This is a genomic window from Promicromonospora sp. NPDC050262 (assembly GCF_040655935.1).
Taxonomy (GTDB): domain Bacteria; phylum Actinomycetota; class Actinomycetes; order Actinomycetales; family Cellulomonadaceae; genus Promicromonospora.
The window spans coordinates 15,231-36,067 of sequence record NZ_JBFAKX010000025.1 but is presented as its reverse complement, the minus strand read 5'-3'; the positions used below and the strand labels follow the sequence as shown (position 1 = coordinate 36,067).

General features: G+C 73.5%; 17 protein-coding genes. 12 read left to right on the top strand and 5 right to left on the bottom strand.

Annotated features, from left to right (window positions below; translation table 11 throughout):
- Positions 1-6: 6 nt before the first annotated feature.
- The 5 genes from AB0I29_RS25315 (at position 7) to AB0I29_RS25295 (ending at position 5,645) form a co-directional block, all read left to right on the top strand.
- Positions 7-930, top strand: coding sequence for a metal ABC transporter permease (locus AB0I29_RS25315; protein ID WP_285107405.1), 924 nt, complete (start codon positions 7-9; stop codon positions 928-930).
- Positions 930-1,325 (top strand): Fur family transcriptional regulator, encoded by a 396-nt coding sequence (locus tag AB0I29_RS25310; RefSeq protein ID WP_285107362.1) that lies wholly within the window; start codon positions 930-932, stop codon positions 1,323-1,325. The genes AB0I29_RS25315 and AB0I29_RS25310 overlap by 1 nt, the downstream gene beginning before the upstream one ends.
- A 114-nt stretch (positions 1,326-1,439) precedes the next feature.
- Complete coding sequence (locus AB0I29_RS25305; RefSeq protein WP_357486780.1) at positions 1,440-2,687, top strand: FAD-binding oxidoreductase; 1,248 nt, start codon at positions 1,440-1,442, stop codon at positions 2,685-2,687.
- Positions 2,688-2,703: 16 nt separating this feature from the next.
- On the top strand, positions 2,704-4,113 hold the full coding sequence (locus AB0I29_RS25300; protein ID WP_357486778.1) for a VOC family protein: 1,410 nt from the start codon (positions 2,704-2,706) through the stop codon (positions 4,111-4,113).
- The gene (locus tag AB0I29_RS25295) at positions 4,110-5,645 is read left to right on the top strand and encodes an aldehyde dehydrogenase family protein (RefSeq protein ID WP_357486776.1); all 1,536 of its coding nucleotides are present in this window, start codon (positions 4,110-4,112) and stop codon (positions 5,643-5,645) included. Before AB0I29_RS25300 ends, AB0I29_RS25295 begins: the two co-directional genes overlap by 4 nt.
- An 84-nt stretch (positions 5,646-5,729) precedes the next feature.
- Here the strand turns inward: AB0I29_RS25295 and AB0I29_RS25290 are convergent, their stop codons facing one another.
- Complete coding sequence (locus tag AB0I29_RS25290) at positions 5,730-6,962, bottom strand: hypothetical protein (protein WP_357486774.1); 1,233 nt, start codon at positions 6,960-6,962, stop codon at positions 5,730-5,732.
- A 227-nt stretch (positions 6,963-7,189) separates the two neighbouring features.
- Here AB0I29_RS25290 and AB0I29_RS25285 point away from each other — a divergent pair, with 227 nt between their 5' ends.
- Positions 7,190-8,464, top strand: a complete 1,275-nt coding sequence (locus AB0I29_RS25285; protein WP_285107371.1) for a hypothetical protein — start codon at positions 7,190-7,192, stop codon at positions 8,462-8,464.
- A 7-nt stretch (positions 8,465-8,471) separates the two neighbouring features.
- Here the strand turns inward: AB0I29_RS25285 and AB0I29_RS25280 are convergent, their stop codons facing one another.
- Complete coding sequence (locus AB0I29_RS25280) at positions 8,472-10,283, bottom strand: serine/threonine-protein kinase (protein ID WP_357486772.1); 1,812 nt, start codon at positions 10,281-10,283, stop codon at positions 8,472-8,474.
- Positions 10,284-10,331: 48 nt separating this feature from the next.
- Complete coding sequence (dusB, locus tag AB0I29_RS25275) at positions 10,332-11,495, bottom strand: tRNA dihydrouridine synthase DusB (protein ID WP_285107407.1); 1,164 nt, start codon at positions 11,493-11,495, stop codon at positions 10,332-10,334.
- A 292-nt stretch (positions 11,496-11,787) separates the two neighbouring features.
- On the opposite strand from dusB, the gene AB0I29_RS25270 reads away from it, so the two are divergent.
- The 6 genes from AB0I29_RS25270 to AB0I29_RS25245 all read left to right on the top strand — a co-directional run bounded on the left by AB0I29_RS25270 (position 11,788) and on the right by AB0I29_RS25245 (position 17,759).
- Positions 11,788-13,230: a basic amino acid/polyamine antiporter gene (locus tag AB0I29_RS25270; protein WP_357486770.1), complete on the top strand. Its 1,443-nt coding sequence runs from the start codon at positions 11,788-11,790 to the stop codon at positions 13,228-13,230.
- 28 nt (positions 13,231-13,258) lie between these two features.
- Positions 13,259-14,521, top strand: a complete 1,263-nt coding sequence (locus AB0I29_RS25265) for an arginine deiminase (RefSeq protein WP_357486768.1) — start codon at positions 13,259-13,261, stop codon at positions 14,519-14,521.
- A 163-nt stretch (positions 14,522-14,684) separates the two neighbouring features.
- Positions 14,685-15,365: a hypothetical protein gene (locus tag AB0I29_RS25260; RefSeq protein WP_285107378.1), complete on the top strand. Its 681-nt coding sequence runs from the start codon at positions 14,685-14,687 to the stop codon at positions 15,363-15,365.
- The gene (locus AB0I29_RS25255; protein ID WP_357486765.1) at positions 15,362-16,906 is read left to right on the top strand and encodes a hypothetical protein; all 1,545 of its coding nucleotides are present in this window, start codon (positions 15,362-15,364) and stop codon (positions 16,904-16,906) included. The genes AB0I29_RS25260 and AB0I29_RS25255 overlap by 4 nt, the downstream gene beginning before the upstream one ends.
- Positions 16,906-17,346 (top strand): hypothetical protein, encoded by a 441-nt coding sequence (locus tag AB0I29_RS25250; RefSeq protein ID WP_285107381.1) that lies wholly within the window; start codon positions 16,906-16,908, stop codon positions 17,344-17,346. Before AB0I29_RS25255 ends, AB0I29_RS25250 begins: the two co-directional genes overlap by 1 nt.
- Positions 17,343-17,759: a hypothetical protein gene (locus tag AB0I29_RS25245; protein ID WP_357486763.1), complete on the top strand. Its 417-nt coding sequence runs from the start codon at positions 17,343-17,345 to the stop codon at positions 17,757-17,759. The genes AB0I29_RS25250 and AB0I29_RS25245 overlap by 4 nt, the downstream gene beginning before the upstream one ends.
- 54 nt (positions 17,760-17,813) lie before the next feature.
- Here the strand turns inward: AB0I29_RS25245 and AB0I29_RS25240 are convergent, their stop codons facing one another.
- Positions 17,814-19,562: a glycoside hydrolase family 13 protein gene (locus AB0I29_RS25240; RefSeq protein WP_357486827.1), complete on the bottom strand. Its 1,749-nt coding sequence runs from the start codon at positions 19,560-19,562 to the stop codon at positions 17,814-17,816.
- A gap of 108 nt (positions 19,563-19,670) precedes the next feature.
- Positions 19,671-20,720: a LacI family DNA-binding transcriptional regulator gene (locus AB0I29_RS25235; protein WP_285107384.1), complete on the bottom strand. Its 1,050-nt coding sequence runs from the start codon at positions 20,718-20,720 to the stop codon at positions 19,671-19,673.
- Between the last annotated feature and the right edge of the window lie 117 nt (positions 20,721-20,837).

The window sequence follows — 20,837 nt, the reverse complement described above, 5'->3', positions numbered from 1 at the left end:
ACGCTCATGCTCACCGACCCGTTCATGCAGCGGGCCCTCCTGGCCGCGCTCCTGGTCGGCGTCACGGCGCCCGTCGTGGGCACCTACCTGGTGCAGCGCAAGCTCTCCCTGCTCGGTGACGGCATCGGGCACGTCGCCCTGACCGGCGTCGCGCTGGGCTGGCTCGTCGGCGCGGGCATGGGCCTCACGCCGAACGACGCCCTCGCGATCCCCGGCGCCGTGGTCGCCGCGGTGGTCGGCTCGGTGCTCATCGAGGTGGTCCGCCGCCGCGGCCGCACGTCGGGCGACCTCGCGCTCGCCATCATGTTCTACGGCGGCATCGCGGGCGGCGTGCTGCTCATCGGCATCGCCGGCGGCTCCTCCGGGAACCTCATGACCTACCTGTTCGGCTCGATCTCCACGGTGTCCGACGCCGACCTCTGGCTCACCGTCGTGCTCTCCGCCGTGGTCCTCGCGATCGGCGTGGGCCTGCGGCACGCGCTCTTCTCGGTGAGCCACGACGAGGAGTTCGCGATCGCCTCCGGCCTGCCGGTCTGGGCGCTGAACGTCGTGGTGGCCGTCGTGTCGGCCCTCACCGTGACGGTCGCCATGCGCGTGGTCGGGCTGCTGCTGGTCAGCGCGCTCATGATCGTGCCCGTCGCCATCGCGCAGCAGGTCACCCACGCCTTCGGGCGCACCATGCTCACCGCGTGCGTGGTCGGCGTGGTCGTCTGCCTGACGGGCCTGAGCATCACCTACTGGTACAACGTCTCGCCCGGCGCCACTATCGTGGTGCTGGCCATCGCCGTGTACGCGGTGGTCTCCCTGCTGGCGCCGCTCCTGAGCCGACGGCGCCCCGCGCACGACCCGCATCCCGACCTGCCCGACGACGTCGACCTGCCCGCGGCCGCCACCGAACGTGCGGCCGCCGCCGCGAAGGAGTGCCGCTGATGACCGCACGCATGACCCGCCAGCGCACCGCTGTCGTCGAGGCGCTCGACGAGCTCGCCGACTTCCGCTCGGCCCAGCAGCTCCACGAGGCGCTGCGCGCTCGGGGCGAGTCCGTGGGGCTGGCGACCGTGTACCGCGCCCTGCAGGCGCTCGCGGAGGCCAGCGAGGTGGACGTCCTGCGCGCGGAGGACGGCGAGAGCCTGTACCGCCGGTGCGCCCGCCGCGAGCACCACCACCACCTGGTGTGCCGGATGTGCGGCCGGACCGTCGAGATCGACGGCCCGACGGTCGAGGCCTGGGCCTCGAAGGTCGCCGCCGCCCAGGGCTTCGACGACATCGAGCACACGATCGAGCTGTGGGGCACGTGCGCGGACTGCCGCGCGGCGGCGCACTGATCTGACGACGGTGCAGGCCCCGATCGGCACCTGATTCCCCCGGGTCGGGCCCGTCTCGCAAGAACAATTCCGGTGTCGGCCATTTCCGGCCGGAGCCCGTGGCAGGATGCGTGCATGACCTCAGTACGGCGCCCCGCGGACCGTCGGGGACGGCTGCCCGCGCGCGCCGACGTCGTCGTGGTCGGCGGCGGCGCGCTCGGCGCGTCCGTGGCGTTCCACCTGGCCGAGGACGGCGTCGACGTGCTCCTCCTGGAGGCCGACGAGCTCGCCTCGGGCAGCTCGGGCAAGCCGATCGGGGGAGTGCGCGCCCAGTTCTCCGACCCCGCCAACGTCGACCTCGGCAACCGCAGCCTGGACCTGTACGAGGACTTCGCCGCGCGTCCCGGCGCGGACATCGGGCTGCAGCAGCCCGGCTACCTGTTCCTCCTGCCGACCGCCGACGACGTCGCGCTGTTCGAGGAGTCCGTGGCCATGCAGAACGAGCGCGGCGTGGCCAGCCGCATGCTCGGCCACGACGAGGTCCGCCGGCTCAACCCGTACGTCGACGCCGACCGCTACGCCGGGGCCGCCTACGCCGCGCGCGACGGGTTCGCGCACCCGAAGGCCGTGGTCGAAGGCTATGCGGACGGCGCCGAGCGGCACGGCGCCACGGTCCGCACCCACGTCACCGTGACCGACGTCGAGACGCGGGGCGACGCCGTGGTCGCCGTCTGGACCAGCCAGGGCCGCGTGCGCACCGGCGCCGTCGTGCTGTGCACCGGGGCCTGGACCCGGGACCTGGCCACGAAGGCGGGCTTCGACCTGCCGGTCGACCCCTACCGGCGGCAGATCGGGTTCACGCCGCGGCTGGACCCGGCGCCGCCCCGCATCCCGTTCACCATCGACTACGGCACCACGTTCTACTTCCACAACGCCGAGCCCGGCGGCCTGCTGCTCGGCATCGCGGACCCGGCCACGCCGATCGCGTTCGAGCGCACCTACGACCCGGGCTGGCTGCCGCTGCTGCGCGGCGCGATCGGCGCGTGCGCGCCCGGGCTGGACGACGTGCCCGTCGCGCGCGGCTGGGCCGGGCTCTACGAGATGACGCCCGACCACAACGCCCTGATCGGCGAGGCCACCGGCGTGCCCGGCCGCGTGCTGTACGCCACGGGCTTCTCCGGGCACGGTTTCCTCCAGGCCCCCGCCGTGGGCGAGGTGGTGCGCGACCTGTACGCCGGCCGCACGCCGCGGATCGACGTGTCCGGGTTCGGCGCGGACCGGTTCGCGACGGACGACGACGACCCCACCCCACCCACGGCGAGCGCCACGAACGCTCGCAGCACGCGCCCGGGGCGACGAGGCCCCGAGGCGAACATCATCTGAAGGCAAGGAGAGATCGATGTCGGCACCGACGTTCCTCGAGCCCTGGCAGCTGAGGGCCGCGTTCGCGCGCAGCCTCTCGGACATGTACGGCAAGGAGGTTCCCGCCTACACCACGCTGCTCGACGTGTCGCACGAGGTCAACGCCGACTTCGTGGCGCAGCACGGGGCGGACGCCGAACGGCTCGGCTCCATCTCGCGCGTCACGGCGGAGCGGCACGGCGCGATCCGGGTGGGCACCCCCACCGAGATGGCGCAGGTCGCCCGGGTCTTCGGCGCGATGGGCATGCAGCCGGTCGGCTTCTACGACCTGCGGGACGCGTCCTCCAGCTCCGTGCCCGTCATCTCCACGGCGTTCCGCCCGGTCGAGCGGGCCGAGCTGGCCCGCAACCCCTTCCGGGTGTTCACCTCGATGCTGGTGCCCGCCGACCGCCGCTTCTTCACGGCCGACCTGGAGCAGCGCCTGGAGAACTTCCTCGGCGCCCGCACCCTGTTCGGCCCCGAGCTGCTCGCCCTCGCGGACCGCGCGGAGGCCGACGGCGGCCTGCCCGGGGACCAGGCCACGGAGTTCCTGCGGCTGGCGACCGAGGCGTTCGAGCTGTCCCGCGAGCCCGTGGACCAGGCCTGGTACCGCGAGCTGGAGGCGGTCAGCGCCGTCGCCGCCGACATCGGCGGCATCGCCTCCACGCACATCAACCACCTCACGCCCCGCGTGCTGGACATCGACGACCTGTACGCGCGCATGGAGGCCCGCGGCATCACGATGATCGACGCGATCCAGGGCCCGCCCCGCTGGGAGGGCCCGGACGTGCTGCTGCGGCAGACGTCGTTCCGCGCGCTCGCCGAGCCCCGGACCTTCCGCACGGCCGACGGCGAGATCGTCAGCGACTCCCTGCGCGTGCGGTTCGGCGAGGTCGAGGCCCGCGGCATCGCGCTGACCCGCGCGGGCCGCGCCGCGTACGACGCCGCGGTGGTCGAGATCGACGAGGCCGCCGCCGCGGCTCGCGCCGGCGACGCCGGCTTCGCCGAGGCGCAGCGCCAGCAGCTCGCCCGCGCCGTCTGGCAGAAGACCTTCCCCACGACCGAGGCCGCGCTGGCCGACCAGGAGCTCGGCTGGTTCACCTACGAGGTGGACCCGTCCGGCACCGGCGTCGTGCGCGAGCCGATCGTCTACGAGGACTTCCTGCCGCGCTCGGCGGCCGGGATCTTCCAGTCCAACCTCACGTCCGACGGCGCCAAGGACGCCAGCCAGGAGGGCACCGACCGCGACGCCGACTGGATGGCGGGCGCGCTCGGGCGCGAGCTGAACGACCCCTTCGACCTGTACGCCGACCAGGTGGCCAGGTCCCTGACCGCCGCCGCCGAGACCCTCGGCGTCGACCCGGCCACCCTCACCACCACCCACCGCACAACGGGAGCACCGCGATGACCAGCACCACCACCCACAGCCCGCTGACGACCGAGCTGCACGACGCCGCCCTGGCCGCGCTGGAGCGGCTGGGCGCCACGGTGCCCACCGGGACGGGCCTGCCCGTCGTGTCGCCGCTGTCCGGGCAGCCGCTGCTGGAGCTGCACCGCGCCGGTGCCGCCGAGGCCGCCATCGCCGTCGGCGAGGCCGCCGAGGCCTTCACCACGTGGCGCTCCGTGCCGGCTCCGGTGCGCGGGCAGGTCGTCAAGCGCCTCGGCGAGCTGCTCACCGAGCACAAGGCCGACCTCGCGGAGCTCGTCACCATCGAGGCGGGCAAGATCACCAGCGAGGCCCTGGGCGAGGTCCAGGAGATGATCGACATCTGCGACTTCGCCGTCGGGCTGTCGCGCCAGGTGGGCGGCCGCACCATGCCGTCGGAGCGGCCCGGCCACCGCCTCATGGAGACGTGGCACCCGATGGGCGTGGTCGGCGTGATCAGCGCGTTCAACTTCCCGGTCGCGGTGTGGTCCTGGAACACGGCCGTCGCGCTGGTCTGCGGCGACACCGTGGTGTGGAAGCCGAGCGAGAAGACCCTGCTGTCCGCGGTCGGCGCCTCCGCGCTGCTCGACCGGGCGCTGGCCGAGGCGGGGTTCCCGGCGGGCGTCTCGCAGCTCCTGCTCGGCGACCGCGAGGCCGGTGAGGCGCTCGTGGCCGACCCCCGCGTCGCGCTCGTGTCCGCGACCGGCTCGGAGCGGATGGGCCAGCAGGTCGCGCCCGTCGTCGCGGCCCGTGGCGGCCGGTACCTGCTGGAGCTGGGCGGCAACAACGGTGCGATCGTCGCGCCGTCGGCGGACCTCGACCTCGCGGTGCGCGGCGCGGTGTTCGCCGCCGCCGGCACGGCCGGTCAGCGCTGCACCTCGCTGCGCCGCCTGATCGTGCACGAGTCGATCGTGGACGACGTCGTGGCGCGGCTCGCGAAGGTCTACACCGGCCTGCCCGTGGGCGACCCGCGCACCGACGGCACGCTGGTGGGCCCGCTGGTCGACGCCGCCGCGCGCGACCGCATGCTGGCCGCGATCGACGAGGCCGTGACGGCGGGCGGCGAGCTCGTCGTGGGTGGCACGACCGTGGACGTGCCCGGCGCGGAGGACGCGGCCTACGTGCACCCGGCGATCGTGCGCATGCCGGAGCAGGCCGACGTGGTCAAGCGCGAGACGTTCGCGCCGATCCTGTACGTGCTGACGTACTCGGAGCTGTCCGAGGCGATCGCCGTGCACAACGACGTGCCGCAGGGCCTGTCGTCGTCGATCTTCACGCTGGACGTGCGCGAGGCCGAGACCTTCCTGTCCGAGGTGGGCTCCGACTGCGGCATCGTGAACGTCAACATCGGCACCTCGGGCGCGGAGATCGGCGGCGCGTTCGGCGGCGAGAAGTCGACCGGGGGCGGCCGCGAGTCCGGGTCGGACGCGTGGAAGCAGTACATGCGCCGCGCGACCAACACGGTGAACTACTCCACGGAGCTGCCGCTGGCGCAGGGCGTCAACTTCGGCTGACGGGCGCGGCGACGGAGACGGCCCGGCCTCACGCGTGCTGACGCGTGGGGCCGGGCCGTCGTCGTGCTCCCGATCAGGAGCCGCTCAGGAGACGGCGGCCGGGATCGCCATGAGGGAACCGGTCTCGGTCGTCGGGTCGGTGCTCGGGGCGTACCGGTTCACCGAGGCGATGGGGACGTCGAGGCGTGCCGCGACCTCCTCGATGCTGAGGTTCTGCGCCCACCGGAGCACGCGGATCTCGCTGATCTGCGCCGTGGTGAGGGCCGGCGCCGGCTCCGCGGGCGCGGCGACGAGGGCAGGCGCGGTGACGGGCGCCGGTGCCGGGGTCGGCGCGACCTCGGGGGAGAGGTCCTCCCAGTCGGCGGCGGGCGCCTCGGCGGGCGGGCTCACCGGCACGGCGGTCCGGTCCGGCTTCACGGGCGCGTACTTGTCCTCCAGGTGCAGCCGCTCGGCGCTGATCGTCCCGGCGTCGGCCGGCGGGGTGTCGGCGGTGCTGTCGGCCTCGACCGGGTCGACCAGGGTCCCGTCCTCCGGGTTGATGGGCAGGACGAGCTTCGGCAGCACCATCTCCGCCAGGGCGGCGCCGCTGGCGGCCGCCTCCTCCGGCGTCCGCCGGGGTGCGTTGGGCTCCGGCATCCACTCGCCGGCCAGCGTCGCGGCCTCCTGGACCACGTCGCGGATCGTGCGCTCCGACTCCAGGTGCGGACGCGTCACCTCCGCGGTCACGGCCGCGGGCACGTGACGGTGGACCCGGCCCACCGCGGCGTTCACGTCGGCGATGCGGGCCGCCCGCTCCTCGTCGGGGGCGATCTGCGCGAGCCGCACCGCGTCGAGCATGTCCAGCACGGCCGTCTGCCGGTCGTTGTGGATCTGCGCGGCCCGGTCGAGGGCGCGCGAGCTGGAGGCCGACTGGAAGAAGAGGTGGACCGCGACGGCGGCGAGGACGGGCGCGACGGCGCGGGAGATGGCGAAGATGCCCTCCCCGAGCAGCCAGCCGTGCCAGGCGGCGAGCGCGCCGGAGAGGATGCCGACGACGATCGCGCCGCCGAGCCAGCGGGCGTGCCCGGACACCGGGCGGCCGGTCTCGAGCGCGCGGTCGGCCCGGCGGCGCCCCTCCCAGGCGAGGCCGATCACCAGTGCCTCGTAGGCGACGCCGAGGGCGTAGCCGAGCCGGGGGCCCTCATAGGCAGCGATCGTGTGCGACATGCCGATGTAGGCCCAGGCCGAGAGCCCGAAGGCACCCAGGGCGAAGCCCGGGTTCCTCCGCGTGTCGGCGATGACCGCCGGAACGCGTCGGGGACGTTTCTCCGATGCCATGTTGGGTAGGTCCCTTTCGGTCAGAACAGGTGAGGACGGTGGGGTGGTGCAAGGCTGATCTTCGTCTACTTTGCGTCCTATGCGCTCTTCACGCCGAAGATCGACCTCAATCTTTTATCGAACGACCTGTTCGCGGGCCGGGCAAGCTGGTCGATAAGGGCTCACAGTTATCCACAATGACGCCTCATGGCGGAGCGCGATAGATGTTCGTGCCGAATGATATCCCTATGAGTTCATCACTTCGGTCCACGCCGACCACCACCGCCGTCGGCCCGCTCGACGGGCTCAGCCTGCGCGACCGGCTCGACCTCGCCGCCCGGCTCGCCGGGCGCCTGACCGCGCACGTGCTGCGGCCCGCCAACGCGGCGGCGGTCGAGCGCCTCGTCGCGTACGTCCGGTCCGAGTCCCTCGTGCCCGCGGACGAGGTCGACCCCGAGCGGTACGACGCCGTCACCCGGGACTGCGCGACGGACCTGCTCGTGCATGCGGGGTCGCGGGAGGAGCGCGCGTCCCTGGTCCGCCGGCTCCTCGGCGAGGCTCCTTCGCGCACGGTCCACGGGCCTGGCGAGGGCCTCGAGGACGACGGCGCCGCCCCGGCCGGCCTCGTCGTCGACGCCGCCGAGCGTGCGCTCCTGGAGCAGTGGCACGACGGCGGGGTGCTCGGCCACTTCATCGTGACCGACCTGGTGGACGAGCACGTGGTGCTGCACAACCTGGAGGACGACCTGGACTACCGGGTGTTCACGGGACGCTCCGAGATCCGCGCGGTGGCCCTCGTGCCCGGCCTGCCGCTGTCGGGGCGCGTGCTGCCCGTCGGGGCGGTCTGGATCTTCGCGGGCACCCCGGCGGTCTTCCCGCCGGACGCCATCGAGGGCGTCGTGCACGGCGTCGTGACGCTGCTGACGTCGTCGCCGTGCCCCGCCTTCCGCAACCCGCGCACGCTGGCCCGCGCCCGCGAGCTCGTCGCCGACCACCACCGGGCCTTCCTCGACCTGTTCGGGGACGTCGTCGTGGAGGGTACGGCGTCGCACGTCGTGGACTGCTGCCTGCGGTTCAAGGACCGGGTCGGCGCCCCGGCCGAGGAGTTCGCGCTGCTCGGCGCGCTCCGCGACGAGCGCTGGCTGCCCGACGACGCGGCCGACCCCGACGACGCGACGTTCGCCCTGGTGCACCACCCCGTCAAGGGGCTGCGGCTGCTCGACTGGTACGCGCAGCTCCGCGAGGTGCACACCGCGCCGCTCCTGCCGTGGAAGCCGCGGCGGCTGGCGCAGGTGCTGGCCGACCCCGACGCGCCGTCCTGGGTGCTGGCCCTGCTCGCCGAGCGCCACCCGGACCATCTGGACGCGCTGTACCGGGCGGCGTCCGGCCGGCCCGGCCTCACCTGGGCGCGGGACGGCGCGGCACTGCTGCGGGACCGCGAGCCGGCATCCGGCCGGGACGAGCCGGGGATCGTCATGGCGGCGTCGATCATGGGGCGGGTCCCGCCGCCGGGCTGGTCGTGAGGCGAGGTCAGCCGGCGGGGACCCACTCGTCAGGCAGGGTGAAGTTCGTGCCGAACTCGGCCGAGCGGTAGCCCTCCCGCTCCGCGGTCACCGTCACCCTCGCCTGGTGACCGGCCCGGCCGCCGCCGATCCAGATGCGCCGGCCGGGCGGGTAGTTCCCCCACCTGATGGTCTCGTCACGGGTGACGTCGACCCAGGACCACGTGTAGGTGACGTCGGGGTCCTGGTCGACCTCGCAGTAGGTCATCCAGCCGGAGTTCACCTTGCCGGGGTCCATGCGGACCGAGCAGCTCGGCTGCGGCACGGACGGCTGCGGCACCGTGCCGGTGGCGTCGGAGAGCACCGCGGCCTCGGCGTACCCCGACCGGGTCGCGGTCAGCCGGACCTGGACCGGCTTGCCCACGTCGCCGAGCGCGACGGTGTAGCTGCACGAACCGAGGTTGTCCCGCTCCTCGCCGCCGATGCTCCACACGCACGCGGTACTGGCCGGCTGCGGCGTCCAGCCCTTCGGCCACGCGGTGATCTTCTGGCCCACCTGGACCTGTGCGGGGATCGACACGGTGCCCGGTCGGAACTGGGCGAGGGCGGCGGCCTGCTCCTCGTCGGCGGGCCCGGCGTCCTGCTCGTCGACGGGCGTGGCGGCCGGGGCGCTGGGCGACGCCGACGGCTTCTGCGACGGCTCCTCCGCGCTCGGGCTGGGGCTCGGCGTGGCGGAGGGCTCCGCGGGCGCGGACCCCGCGGCCTGGGGCGTGGTGGGCGTGTCGTCGGGGCCCAGGAAGTGCACCAGGGCCGCCGCGGCCCCGCCGCCGACCAGCACCAGGCCCAGCGCGACCAGGCCGGTCAGGACCCGGCGGCGGATCCGGCCCGGCGTGGGCGGGGGATCCGACGACGCGGCGCCCGGCGCCGACGCCGCGCCCAGCACCGTGTCCGCGCCGGCCAGGCCAGAGCTCGTCAGCCCCGTGACCTCGGCCTCGACGTACGGCAGGTGGGCGACAGAGGCGAGCACCGCCGCCGTCGTCGGGCGCGCGCCGGCGTCCTTGGCCAGGCACGCCGCCACCAGGCCGCGCAGGCCGGGCGGCACCGCGTCGAGGGCGGGTGGCTCGTGCACGATCCGGTAGGTGACCGTCGCCAGGCTGCCCGTCCCGAACGGCGGGGTCCCGGTCGCCGCGAGGTGGGTGACGGCGCCGAGCGACCACACGTCGGTGGCGGTGGTGACGGCCTCGCCGCGGGCCTGCTCGGGCGACATGAACTGGGGCGTCCCCGGCTGGACTCCCGTGGTGGTCAGCGAGGTGGCGTCGGAGTCGGCGACCACGCCGAGGTCGATCAGCACCGGGCCGTCGGGGCCGAGCAGCACGTTGGTGGGCTTGACGTCGCGGTGGACGAGCCCTTCACGGTGGACGGCGTCGAGGGCCTCGGCGAGACCGGCGACGAGCTCGCAGACGGCCTCCTCGGGCAGGCTCCCCAGCTCGGCGATGGCCTGTGCCAGCGTGGGCCCGGCCACGTACTCGATGGCGAGCCAGGGCGTGGCCGCGTCGACGTCGAAGTCGACGACGGCGGCCGTGCGGCGGCTGCGCACCCGTGTCGCGGCCGACACCTCACGGCGGAACCGGGTCCGGAACTCGCTCTCGCCCGTGCGCTCCGGGTGGATCACCTTGATCGCGAGCAGGCGGCCGCTGCGGGTGGCCCCGAGGTACACCACGCCCATGCCGCCCTGGCCCAGCCGTCCCCGGATCTCGTAGCCGCCGATCTCGGGCGGGTCGTCGGCGGTGGAGGGCCTGACCTCAGGTACTCGGACACGTCGGACCACGGCGGACAGCACGGGAGGAGCGTATCGGACGGGCGAGGACCACCCGCGGCCGGGGGAGTGCTAGCCGCCGCTGACGCTCAGCTCCGCCTCGCGGAGCTTGGCCTCGAACTCCTCGGACAGCTCCCGGGAGTCGAGCCAGCCGTACGGCAGGTGCGGGGTCTTGGGGGAGCCCGCACGGCCGCGCGGGCCCTCGGCGTCGTCCCCGGGGTAGGGGGCGTCCAGGTCCAGGGCGTCGAGCCGCTCGCGCAGCTCGGCCAGGGTGTCGATCAGCGCGAGGGAGTGCCGCTTCTCGCCGCCCACGGCGTATCCCTTGAGGTACCACGCCATGTGCTTGCGCAGGTCGCGCATGGCCTTGCCCTCGTCGCCGTCGAAGTACTCGACCATGAGCAGGCCGTGCCGGTAGATCGTGTCGGCGACCTCGCGCAGGCCGGGCCGCACGCGCAGCTCCGAGCCGTTGAACGCGGCGGCGAGGTCCGCGAACAGCCAGGGGCGGCCCTGGCAGCCCCGGCCCACGACGACGCCGTCGGCGCCGGTCTCCTCGACCATGCGCAGCGCGTCCTCGGCGGACCAGATGTCGCCGTTCCCGAGCACCGGCACGGTCCGCACGGCCTCCTTGAGGCGCGCGATGGCCTCCCACTCGGCCTGGCCGGAGTAGTGCTGGGCGGCAGTGCGGGCGTGCAGCGCGACGGCGGCGGCGCCGAGCGACTCCGCGATCCGGCCCGCCTCCAGGTACGTCAGGTGGTCGTCGTCGATGCCCTTGCGCATCTTGACCGTGACGGGCACGCCGTGCGGCTCGGCCGCCTCGACCGCCGCCTTGACGATGTCCGTGAAGAGCTGGCGCTTCCACGGCAGCGCGGCGCCGCCGCCCTTGCGCGTCACCTTGGGCACCGGGCAGCCGAAGTTGAGGTCGACGTGGTCGGCGCGGTCCTCGCCCGCGATGATCTTCACGGCGGCGCCCACGGTGGCCGGGTCCACGCCGTACACCTGCGCGGACCGCGGGGTCTCGTCCGCGCCGAACGTGACGATCCGCAGGGCCTCGACGTTGCGCTCCACCAGCGCGCGGCTGGTGACCATCTCCGCGACGTACAGGCCCGGGTCGAAACCGGCCGACTGCCCCGCCTCGCGGCACAGGGTGCGGAAGGCGCGGTTGGTCACCCCCGCCATGGGCGCCAGCACCACGGGCGTGCGCACGGTGATGGGCCCGATCTGGAGGGGCGCGAGCAGCGGTGTGCCCGACGTCCCGCCGGGGGCTGGGGGCGCCTGGGTGGTCGTGTCGAGGACTGAGGTCACGGTGCCATTGTTCCATCCGTGGGCGCCCGGGTCGTCGGGTTGTGGCGGCTCTCACGGTCCCCCCGGTGCCGCGACGGTGCGGCCACCATGTACCTCCTGGCGTATCTTTTGCCGACTTCTTACCCCAGGTATGTAATTGCTGAGCCGGTGGCATCGCGGGGGCTCGATGCGGCCGGAGACGTGAACCGGGCAACCGGACCGTGCTCGACCGCATGGGGGTCTCGCGATGGCGCAGCAGTCGGAGAGCAGCACGCAGGGCCGCACGGCGAAGATCAGCGTGGCCACGCTGACCGCCATGGTGGTCGGCTCCATGGTCGGCGCGGGTGTCTTCTCGCTGCCCAGCCGGTTCGCCGGCGAGACCGGGGTGCTCGGGGCGCTCATCTCCTGGACGGTGGCCGGCACCGGGATGCTCATGCTCGCCTTCGTCTTCCAGCGCCTGGCGATCCGCAAGCCCGACCTCGACTCCGGGGTCTACGCGTACGCGAAGGCCGGGTTCGGCGAGTACCTCGGCTTCTTCTCGGCGTTCGGTTACTGGGCGAGCGCCTGCGTCGGCAACGTCACCTACTGGATCCTCATCATGTCCACGCTGGGCGCCGTGCTGCCCGTGCTCGGCGAGGGCGACACCGTGGTCGCGTTCGTCGCGTCCTCGGCCTGCGTGTGGCTGTTCTACCTCCTCGTGCGCCGCGGGGTGAAGGAGGCGACGGCGATCAACCGCATCGTCACCGTCGCCAAGCTGGTGCCCATCATCGTGTTCGTGCTCATCACGGCGTTCCTGCTCGACCCGCAGGTGCTCGCGGACAACTTCGAGGGCTACGGCATCACCGGCCCGCTGTTCGACCAGGTGCGCGGCACCATGCTGGCCACGGTGTTCGTCTTTCTCGGCGTCGAGGGCGCGAGCGTCTACTCCCGGCACGCGCGTCGCCGGGAGGACGTCGGCCGGGCGACCGTCCTGGGCTTCCTCATGGTGCTCGCGATCTTCGCCTCGGTGACGATCGTGTCGTACGGGATCCTGCCGATGGAGGAGCTCGCGCAGCTGCGTCAGCCGTCGATGGCGGGCGTGCTCGAGGCGGCCGTCGGCGGCTGGGGTGCCGTGTTCGTGAGCGTCGGCCTGATCGTGTCGGTGCTCGGCGCCTACCTCGCGTGGACCCTCATGTCGTCCGAGGTGCTGTACGTCGCGGCCAAGGACCGGGACATGCCGCGGTTCCTCGCGACGTCGGACGCGAACGACGTGCCCCGCGCCGCGCTCCTCCTGACGACCGCGCTGATCCAGGTGGTCCTGTTCATCACGCTGCTGTCGGACGACGCGTTCACCTTCGCGCTGGACCTGACCAGCGCGCTCTCCCTCATCCCGTTCCTGCTGGCCGCGGGCTTCGCGCTCAAGCTCGCGCTGGGCCGCGGCGGGCCGGCGGAGGGCACCCGCACCGCCGTCGACCTCGTCATCGCGAGCCTGGCCGTGCTCTACACCGCGTTCCTCCTCTTCGCGGCCGGGCTGACGTTCGTGCTGCTGTCGTTCGTGATCTACGCCCCGGCGACCATCCTGTTCGCGATGACCCGGCGCGAGCAGGGCCGGCGCGTGTTCGGCCGGGGCGAGCTGGTGATCTTCGTCGTGTCGGTGATCGGCGCGGTGATCGGCGTCGTCGCGCTCGCCACGGGCGCGATCTCCATCTGAAGGCGATCTCCGTCTGAAAGGGAAGACCATGACGATCCAGAGCGGCGGCACGACCCTTCCTTCGGCTGCCTACGGTGTGCACTCGGAGGTCGGGCGCCTGCGCAAGGTGCTGGTCTGCCGGCCCGGGCTCGCGCACCGGCGCCTGACGCCCACCACCTCGGACGACCTGCTGTTCGACGACGTGCTGTGGGTGGACCGGGCGATCGAGCACCACGCCGCGTTCGTCGCGGACCTGCGGGCGCGCGACGTCGACGTGGTCGAGCTGCACGACGTCCTCGCCGCGACCCTGCGGGTGCCCGGCGCCCGGGACTGGCTGCTGGACCGCAAGATCGTCCCCGGCATCGTCGGGCCGGGCCTGATCGACGCGACCCGGGGTTTCCTGGAGGGGCTGCCCCCGGAGCAGCTCGCCGAGCACCTGATCGGCGGCCTGGCCACCCATGACGTGCCCGACCTGCCGGCCGCCTACCGGTCGCTCGCCGAGTACACGCAGGACGCCCGCGAGTACCTCATGGCACCGGTCCCCAACACGCTGTTCACGCGCGACACGACCTGCTGGCTCTACGGCGGCGTGACGCTCAACCCGCTGTACTGGCCGGCCCGGCACGACGAGACGCTGCTCATGAAGGCCGTCTACGAGTTCCACCCCGACTTCGTGGGGTCCACCGTCTGGTGGGGCGACCCGGAGACCGACCACCAGCGCGCGACGCTGGAGGGCGGGGACGTCATGCCCGTGGGCAACGGCACCGTGCTGGTGGGCATGAGCGAGCGCACGTCCCGGCAGGCGATCACGCAGGTCGCCGCGGCCCTGTTCGAGGGCGGCGCGGCGCAGCAGGTGGTGGTCGCGGGCATGCCCAAGCTGCGCGCGGCGATGCACCTGGACACCGTCATGACCTTCGCCGACGTCGACACCGTGACCGTCTACCCGCGCATCGTCGAGGCGATCCACCCGTTCGTGCTGCGGCCCGGCGACGGCGGGGAGGTGGCCGTCACGGACGAGGGCAGCACCCCGTTCCTGGACGTCGTCGCCCGCGAGACCGGGCTCGGCGAGCTGCGTGTGATCGAGACCGGCGGCGACGTCTACGAGTCCGAGCGGCAGCAGTGGGACAGCGGCAACAACGCCGTCGCGGTGGAGCCGGGCGTCGTGTTCACCTACGACCGGAACACCACCACGAACGACCTGCTGCGCAAGGCGGGCATCGAGGTCATCGAGATCACGGGTGCCGAGCTGGGCCGCGGGCGGGGTGGCGGGCACTGCATGACCTGCCCGATCATTCGTGAGCCGGCCTTCTGACCGGACCTCGCCGGTTCGCCCGGACACCCCTGGCCGGGCAAGATACGCCCTGACCTGATCTTTGGCCATGGGCAGTTCTGCCGTGGACGGGCCCCGTGCCCGGGGATACGGTTCGGCTGCTGTATGCCGAGGGTTGCTGACGGGTGTCGACGAGGGAGTGCGCATGGCCGGCCGGATTCTGGAGCTTGACGCGAAACAGTGGGCTGCGGTGACGGCCGAGGCGCGGGACGGCGGCGGGGCGACGGCCGTGGGCACGGCGCTCGCCGAGCACCTCGGTGCGCCCGTCCGGGCGACCTTCATCTCCACGTCCGGCTCGAACGGCACCGTGACCCGGCTCACGATGATCGGGGACCGCGTGCTGCTGGTGATCCAGGTGATCGCCGAGCGCGACGGCGAGACGTTCCTGGCTCCCGGTGCCGAGCTGCGGTTCGCCACGGCCGACGAGCTCTGGCCCGCGCTGACCGCCGCTCTGCCGCCGTTCGAGGCCCTGCGGGCCCCGGCGTCGGCCGTGCCCGGTCCCGCCCAGGGTTCCGAGCCCGGCACGGGCCCGGTGGCGGATCGGGCCGAGCTGATCCGCCTGCTCGACGACGAGCAGGCGAACCTGCAGGTCAGCGTCGAGGCGTGGGGCACGTCGGACGCGCCGCAGGTGGTGTGGCCGCGGCTCTGGTCCGTGGTGGACGGCAAGCTGCTCGACGTGCGGACCGACGACGGCGCGCCGGCGCCCGTCGAGCGGCCTGCCGGGTCGGTCGCGGCCGAGCTCCAGTGGGCCCTGGTGGGCGCGGTCGACGCGACCACGCCGGCCGCCGGCACGGGCACCGACGCCGAGGGTGAGGCGGGCCGGTGAGCGACACGATGCAGGGGCAGGACCCGGAGCAGGTACGTGCCCTCGCCCGGATGCTGGACGACGGCGCGTCGTCACTGGAGTCGGTCAAGCAGGTCACCACCGCCGCGGTCTGGTCCTTCGACGGGGCAGGGCCCAACGTCGAGCAGATGCGGGACGAGTGGGAGTCGCAGCACGCCCCCATGCTCGTGACCGTCGCGGAGTCGCTGACCACCTACGCGCAGCGCGCGCGGGCCAACGCCGACGCCCAGGACCAGACCTCGAACACGTATGACGGCGGCGGCTTCGCCGGGGTCTCGACGCAGGCGTCGGGCAGCTCGGGCGGGGACGACGACGGCGGCGTGCTCGACTGGCTCGGCGACAAGGCCGGTGACCTCTGGGACACCGGCGGCGACGCCGTCGACTGGGTGGGAGACAAGGCCGGGGACGCCGCGGGCTGGATCGGCGACCGCGCGACCGACCTCTGGGACGCCGGCGGCAACGCGGTCGACTGGATCGGCGACAAGGGCTCCGACGCCCTCGGCTGGCTGGGCGACCGGGGCTCCGACGCGCTGGGCTGGCTCGGCGACCGCGCGAGCGCCATCGGCGGCGCGTTCCAGAACGTGGGCGACTCGGGCCTGCAGCTCTGGGACGCCACCGGCGGGGCGATCCTCGACGGCGAGTGGCCGCGGACCACGGAGGTGCTCGCCTCCGGCATCCGGCTCGCGGGCGCGACGGTCGGCGCCGGTCTCACCACCGCCACGGGCGGCATGTGGGACCCGAAGGTCTTCGACGACGGCGACCCGTACGCGGGCGAGCCGACGAGCGTCGCCGCGCCGCGCGAGCCCTCCAGCATCTCGGATGTCGCGCTCGGCGTGACCGACTCGTACAACGCCGGCGACGGCAACGTCCGGATCACGACGATCGAGGGGCCCGACGGCCCGCGGGTCATCGTCAACGTGCCCGGCACCGAGGCGTGGAACCCCGCGGCCGGCGACAACCCCATGGACCTGACCGGCAACCTGGTCACGGCGGGCGGCTCGCGCTCGACCATGAGCGAGGCCGTCATGCTCGCCATGCGGAACGCGGACATCCCGCCCGGTGCCGAGGTCATGATGGTCGGCCACTCGCAGGGCGGCATGACGGTGGCCGACCTGACGTCCGATCCCGGGTTCGTGAGCGAGTTCAACGTCACCCACGCGATGACCTACGGCTCGCCGATCGACAGCGCGCACATCGACCCGTCGGTGAGCGTGCTGGAGATGCAGCACCAGCACGACGTCGTCCCGCGCCTGGACCTCGGCGACTCGCGGTTCCCGTTCCTGCCCGGCGGGCAGAACGAGAGCGCCAACCACACCAGCGTCACGTTCGACGACCCGGGCTCCGCCTTCAACGCCGTGGCCAACCACGACCACGCCGAGGCCTACCCGAACTCGATGGCCAACAGCACGGACCCCGGGTACCTGGCCTACCAGCAGTCGCTGCGCGACAGCGGGTTCCTGACCTCGCCGGGCGACGGCTCCAGCGTGACGGCGCAGGACGTCCACGTCGGCCGGAAGAACTGATGGGCGCAGGCTGGGCGCGCCGCCGGCGCCGGCTCGTGGCACGGCTCTCGGAGTCGGGTCCGGTCGGCGGCGGGCTCGCGGCGCTGCTCAGCCTGGGCAAGGCGCGCGACCCCGACTGCGAGGAGCTGCTCACGGCGACGGCGCTCGCCGTGGACGGCGTGGTGTCGGCCCGGTTCGAGTGCAGCGACACGTTCGGCGGCGGCTGGCAGCGCGGCAAGGTGGTGCTCCGGGCGTCGTCGCAGGACGAGGCGGTGGGGATCATGGACGCGCTGCTCCGTGCCTTCGCGGCGGAGCCGCGCCTGGAGCCGCGCTGGGCCACACCGCAGGAGTACCGGAACGAGGACGGTTCGGTCGTCGTCGGGGCACGGGCTGTCGGGTTCTCGGGCGTGCCGACGATCCGCGAGGTGCGGGAACACTACGGAGAGGGACCTGCGAGATGATGCGACGCGAACGAGCGCGGTACCTGCCCGCCGTCCTGGCGGCGGCGCTGGTGCTGCCCGTCTCGGCGTGCTCGTCCGGGGCGAACGACCGGTGCGCCGAGGCGTTCGCCGAGGCGGCGACGTCGGTCGCCGGCGTGGTCTCGGCCGAGTGGGAGTGCAGCGACAACTTCGGGGGCGGCTGGCAGCGCGGCGACGTGGTGGTCTCGGCGACCACCGAGGACGAGGCCGTCGAGGTGATGGACGGCGTGCTGCGGTCCATCGCCGCAGCGGGCGATCTCGAGGACTCCTGGGCCACCCCGCAGCAGTACTCGAACGAGGACGGTTCGATCGTCGTGGGCGCGAACGACCTCGGCTTCAACGGCCCGCCGACCGTCGGCGAGGTCCGCGAGCACTACGGCGTCACGCCGGGCTGACCAGACACCGCGGGGCAGGACGCCGTCCGGCGTCCTGCCCCGCGGGGCGTGCTGTCAGGCGCGCAGCCAGACCGTCGTGTCCGACGGCAGCTCACCCGAGGTCTCGTCGAGCTCGCCCGAGGCCACCAGCACCTGCGCCCCGGCGGGCAGCGCGAACGGCGACGCACCGAGGTTGGCGACCACGACGACGTCCGCCACCCGCAGGGCGACGACGTCCGGGTGGTCGGCCAGCGAGTCGACCCACGCGAGCGCGCCCGCGCCGAGGTTCTCGGCCCGGCGCAGGCCGAGCGCCGCCCGGTACATCTCGTAGGTGGAACCCTTCACGCCGTACTGCTGGTCGGCGGCGAGCTCGGCGTAGACGTCGGGCTGCGGCAGCCACGTCTTGCCCGTGGGGCCGAACCCGTTGCCCGGCGCGCCGCCGACCCACGGCAGCGGCACGCGGCAGCCGTCGCGGCCCGGCTCGGCGCCGTTCGTGCGGAAGAACGACGGGTCCTGGCGCACGTCGTCGGGCAGGGCGGTGTGGTCGGGCAGGCCGAGCTCCTCACCCTGGTACATGTACGCCGAGCCCGGCAGGCCGAGCATGAGCAGCGTCGCGGCGCGCGCGCGGCGCAGGCCGAGCGCGGCGTCGGGCTGCGGGTCGGTGGCGCCGATGCCGTTGAGCTGACGGCCGCCGATCTCGTCCAGGCCGAAGCGCGACGCGTGCCGCACGACGTCGTGGTTGGAGAGCACCCAGGTGGTGGGGGCGCCGACGGCCTCCATGGTGCTCAGCGAGGCGTTGACGACGGTGCGCACCGTCGCCGCGTCCCACGGCGCCGTGAGGAACGAGAAGTTGAAGGCCTGGTGCATCTCGTCGGGGCGCACGTACCGGGCCAGGCGGCTCAGGGGCTCGACCCAGGCCTCGGCCACCAGGCAGCGGTCGCCGTCGTACTCGGCGAGCACCTTGTGCCAGGCGCGGTAGATGTCGTGCACGCCGTCCTGGTCGAACATCGGGCCGCGGTTGCCCGCGCCCGTGGATCCGTCCTCGGGCGCGGCTGGGTCGGTGGCCTCCTCGACCGTGCCCTCGACCATGGCCACCTGGCCGTCCCAGTCGGGCAGGCCGGCGGCCTTGATCATGCCGTGCGCGACGTCGACGCGGAACCCGTCCACGCCCCGGTCGAGCCAGAACCGCAGCACGTCCTCGAACTCCGCGCGGACCTCGGGGTTGTCCCAGTTCAGGTCGGGCTGCGTGGAGTCGAAGAGGTGCAGGTACCACTGCGGGCCCAGCGGGCCGTCGTCCTCCCGCGGCGCGAGCCGCGTCCACGCCGGGCCGCCGAAGATGGACTGCCAGTTGTTCGGTACCTCGTCGCCGGCCGGGCCGCGGCCGTCGCGGAACATGTACCGCTCGCGCTCGGCCGAGCCGGGGGCGGCGGCCAGCGCCTCCTGGAACCAGGCGTGCTGGTCGGAGGAGTGGTTGGGCACGAGGTCGACGATGACCTTCAGGCCGCGCTCGTGGGCGCCGGCGAGCATCTCGTCGAAGTCGGCGAGCGTGCCGAACAGCGGGTCGATGTCGCGGTAGTCGGCCACGTCGTAGCCGGCGTCCTTCTGGGGTGAGCGGTAGAACGGGCTCAGCCACACGGCGTCGACGCCGAGCTGGGCCAGGTGGTCGAGCTTGGCGGTGACGCCCGGCAGGTCGCCGGTCCCGTCGCCGTTCCCGTCCGCGAACGAGCGCGGGTAGACCTGGTAGATCACCGCGTCACGCCACCACTCGCCGCTGCCGGCGGGGGTGTGGACGGGGGCTCCGGCGGTGAGGTCGTCGGTGGTGATCGGGGCAGTGCTAGTCACGTGTCGCGTCCTCGGGGGTCGGGAAAGGGGGCTGTAACGCTTGCTGCAAGCGTACGGGAGGAATCGCGCCCGATCGGACAGTGTGCTGCGTCAGACAGCGGCGTGCGGCGCCGCGCCGGTCGAGCCGCGCACGACCAGCTCGGGGGTGAACAGCAGCTCCGAACGGGGCGCGCGCTCGCCGTGGATCTCGGTGAGCAGGGCGCTCACGGCCGCGTGCGCCATGTCGGCCACGGGCTGGCGCACCGTCGTCAGCGGCGGGTCGGTGAACGCCACCAGGGGCGAGTCGTCGTAGCCGACCACGCTCACGTCGTCGGGCACGGACAGGCCGCGGGCGTGCGCCGCCCGTACGGCGCCGAGCGCCATCAGGTCGGACCCGCAGACCACGGCGGTGTGCCCGGAGTCGAACAGCTCGCCGGCCGCGGCCTGGCCGCCCTCCAGCGTGTAGAGGGTGAGGCTGACGTGCTCCCGCGCCTCCTGCTCGGTGGCGGCCAGGCCGTGACGCAGGAGCTGCGCCACGAACGCCTCGATCTTGCGCTTGGCCGGCACGAACCGGTCCGGGCCGATCGCCATGCCGATGCTGCGGTGGCCCAGTGCCACCAGGTGCCGCACCGACAGCTCGATGCTGGCGGCGTCGTCCGGCGAGACGAAGGGGGCGTCGATGCCCTCGGCGTAGCCGTTGATCAGCACGATCGGCAGGCCGCGGCCGCGCAGCCGCTGGTAGCGCTCGGTCGACGCCCGCGTGTCGGCGTGCTTGCCGGAGACGAAGACGATGCCGTCCACGGCGTGGTCGATGAGCGTCTCGACGTACTCGTCCTCGGTGGTGCCGCCCGGCGACTGGGTGCACAGCAGCGGCGTGTAGCCGCGCGACGCGAGCTGCGACTCGATGGCCTGCGCGAACGCGGGGAACACCGGGTTGGACAGCTCGGGGACCACCAGGCCGATGAGGCCGGCGGGGCGGGCGCGCAGCGCGGACGGCCGCTCGTAGCCGAGCACGTCCAGGGCGGCGAGCACCGCCTGGCGGGTCTCGCCCGCCACGCCGGGCTTGCCGTTGAGCACGCGCGACACGGTCGCGGTGGAGACCCCTGCCTGTTCGGCGAGGTCGGTCAGTCGGGTGCGCACGCCTGGCAGCCTAGGCGACATGCGGTTCCTTCGTCCTGGGTGTTTACCGGGTGTCGGATGCCGGGTTGCAAGCGATGCTGAAACTTTATCGCAACTTCTTGCACAATCGGCCGACAGAGCCGTACGGTTCGGGCATCG

Bases quoted from the DNA above. Each gene is read 5' to 3' on its own strand.
- AB0I29_RS25305 (WP_357486780.1), top strand. From the start codon at position 1,440: ATGACCTCAGTACGGCGCCCCGCGGACCGTCGGGGACGGCTGCCCGCG.
- AB0I29_RS25300 (WP_357486778.1), top strand. From the start codon at position 2,704: ATGTCGGCACCGACGTTCCTCGAGCCCTGGCAGCTGAGGGCCGCGTTC.
- AB0I29_RS25270 (WP_357486770.1), top strand. From the start codon at position 11,788: ATGGCGCAGCAGTCGGAGAGCAGCACGCAGGGCCGCACGGCGAAGATC.
- AB0I29_RS25310 (WP_285107362.1), top strand. From the start codon at position 930: ATGACCGCACGCATGACCCGCCAGCGCACCGCTGTCGTCGAGGCGCTC.
- AB0I29_RS25285 (WP_285107371.1), top strand. From the start codon at position 7,190: ATGAGTTCATCACTTCGGTCCACGCCGACCACCACCGCCGTCGGCCCG.
- AB0I29_RS25290 (WP_357486774.1), bottom strand. From the start codon at position 6,962: ATGGCATCGGAGAAACGTCCCCGACGCGTTCCGGCGGTCATCGCCGAC.
- AB0I29_RS25250 (WP_285107381.1), top strand. From the start codon at position 16,906: ATGGGCGCAGGCTGGGCGCGCCGCCGGCGCCGGCTCGTGGCACGGCTC.
- AB0I29_RS25260 (WP_285107378.1), top strand. From the start codon at position 14,685: ATGGCCGGCCGGATTCTGGAGCTTGACGCGAAACAGTGGGCTGCGGTG.
- AB0I29_RS25265 (WP_357486768.1), top strand. From the start codon at position 13,259: ATGACGATCCAGAGCGGCGGCACGACCCTTCCTTCGGCTGCCTACGGT.
- AB0I29_RS25295 (WP_357486776.1), top strand. From the start codon at position 4,110: ATGACCAGCACCACCACCCACAGCCCGCTGACGACCGAGCTGCACGAC.
- AB0I29_RS25235 (WP_285107384.1), bottom strand. From the start codon at position 20,720: ATGTCGCCTAGGCTGCCAGGCGTGCGCACCCGACTGACCGACCTCGCC.
- AB0I29_RS25315 (WP_285107405.1), top strand. From the start codon at position 7: ATGCTCACCGACCCGTTCATGCAGCGGGCCCTCCTGGCCGCGCTCCTG.
- AB0I29_RS25245 (WP_357486763.1), top strand. From the start codon at position 17,343: ATGATGCGACGCGAACGAGCGCGGTACCTGCCCGCCGTCCTGGCGGCG.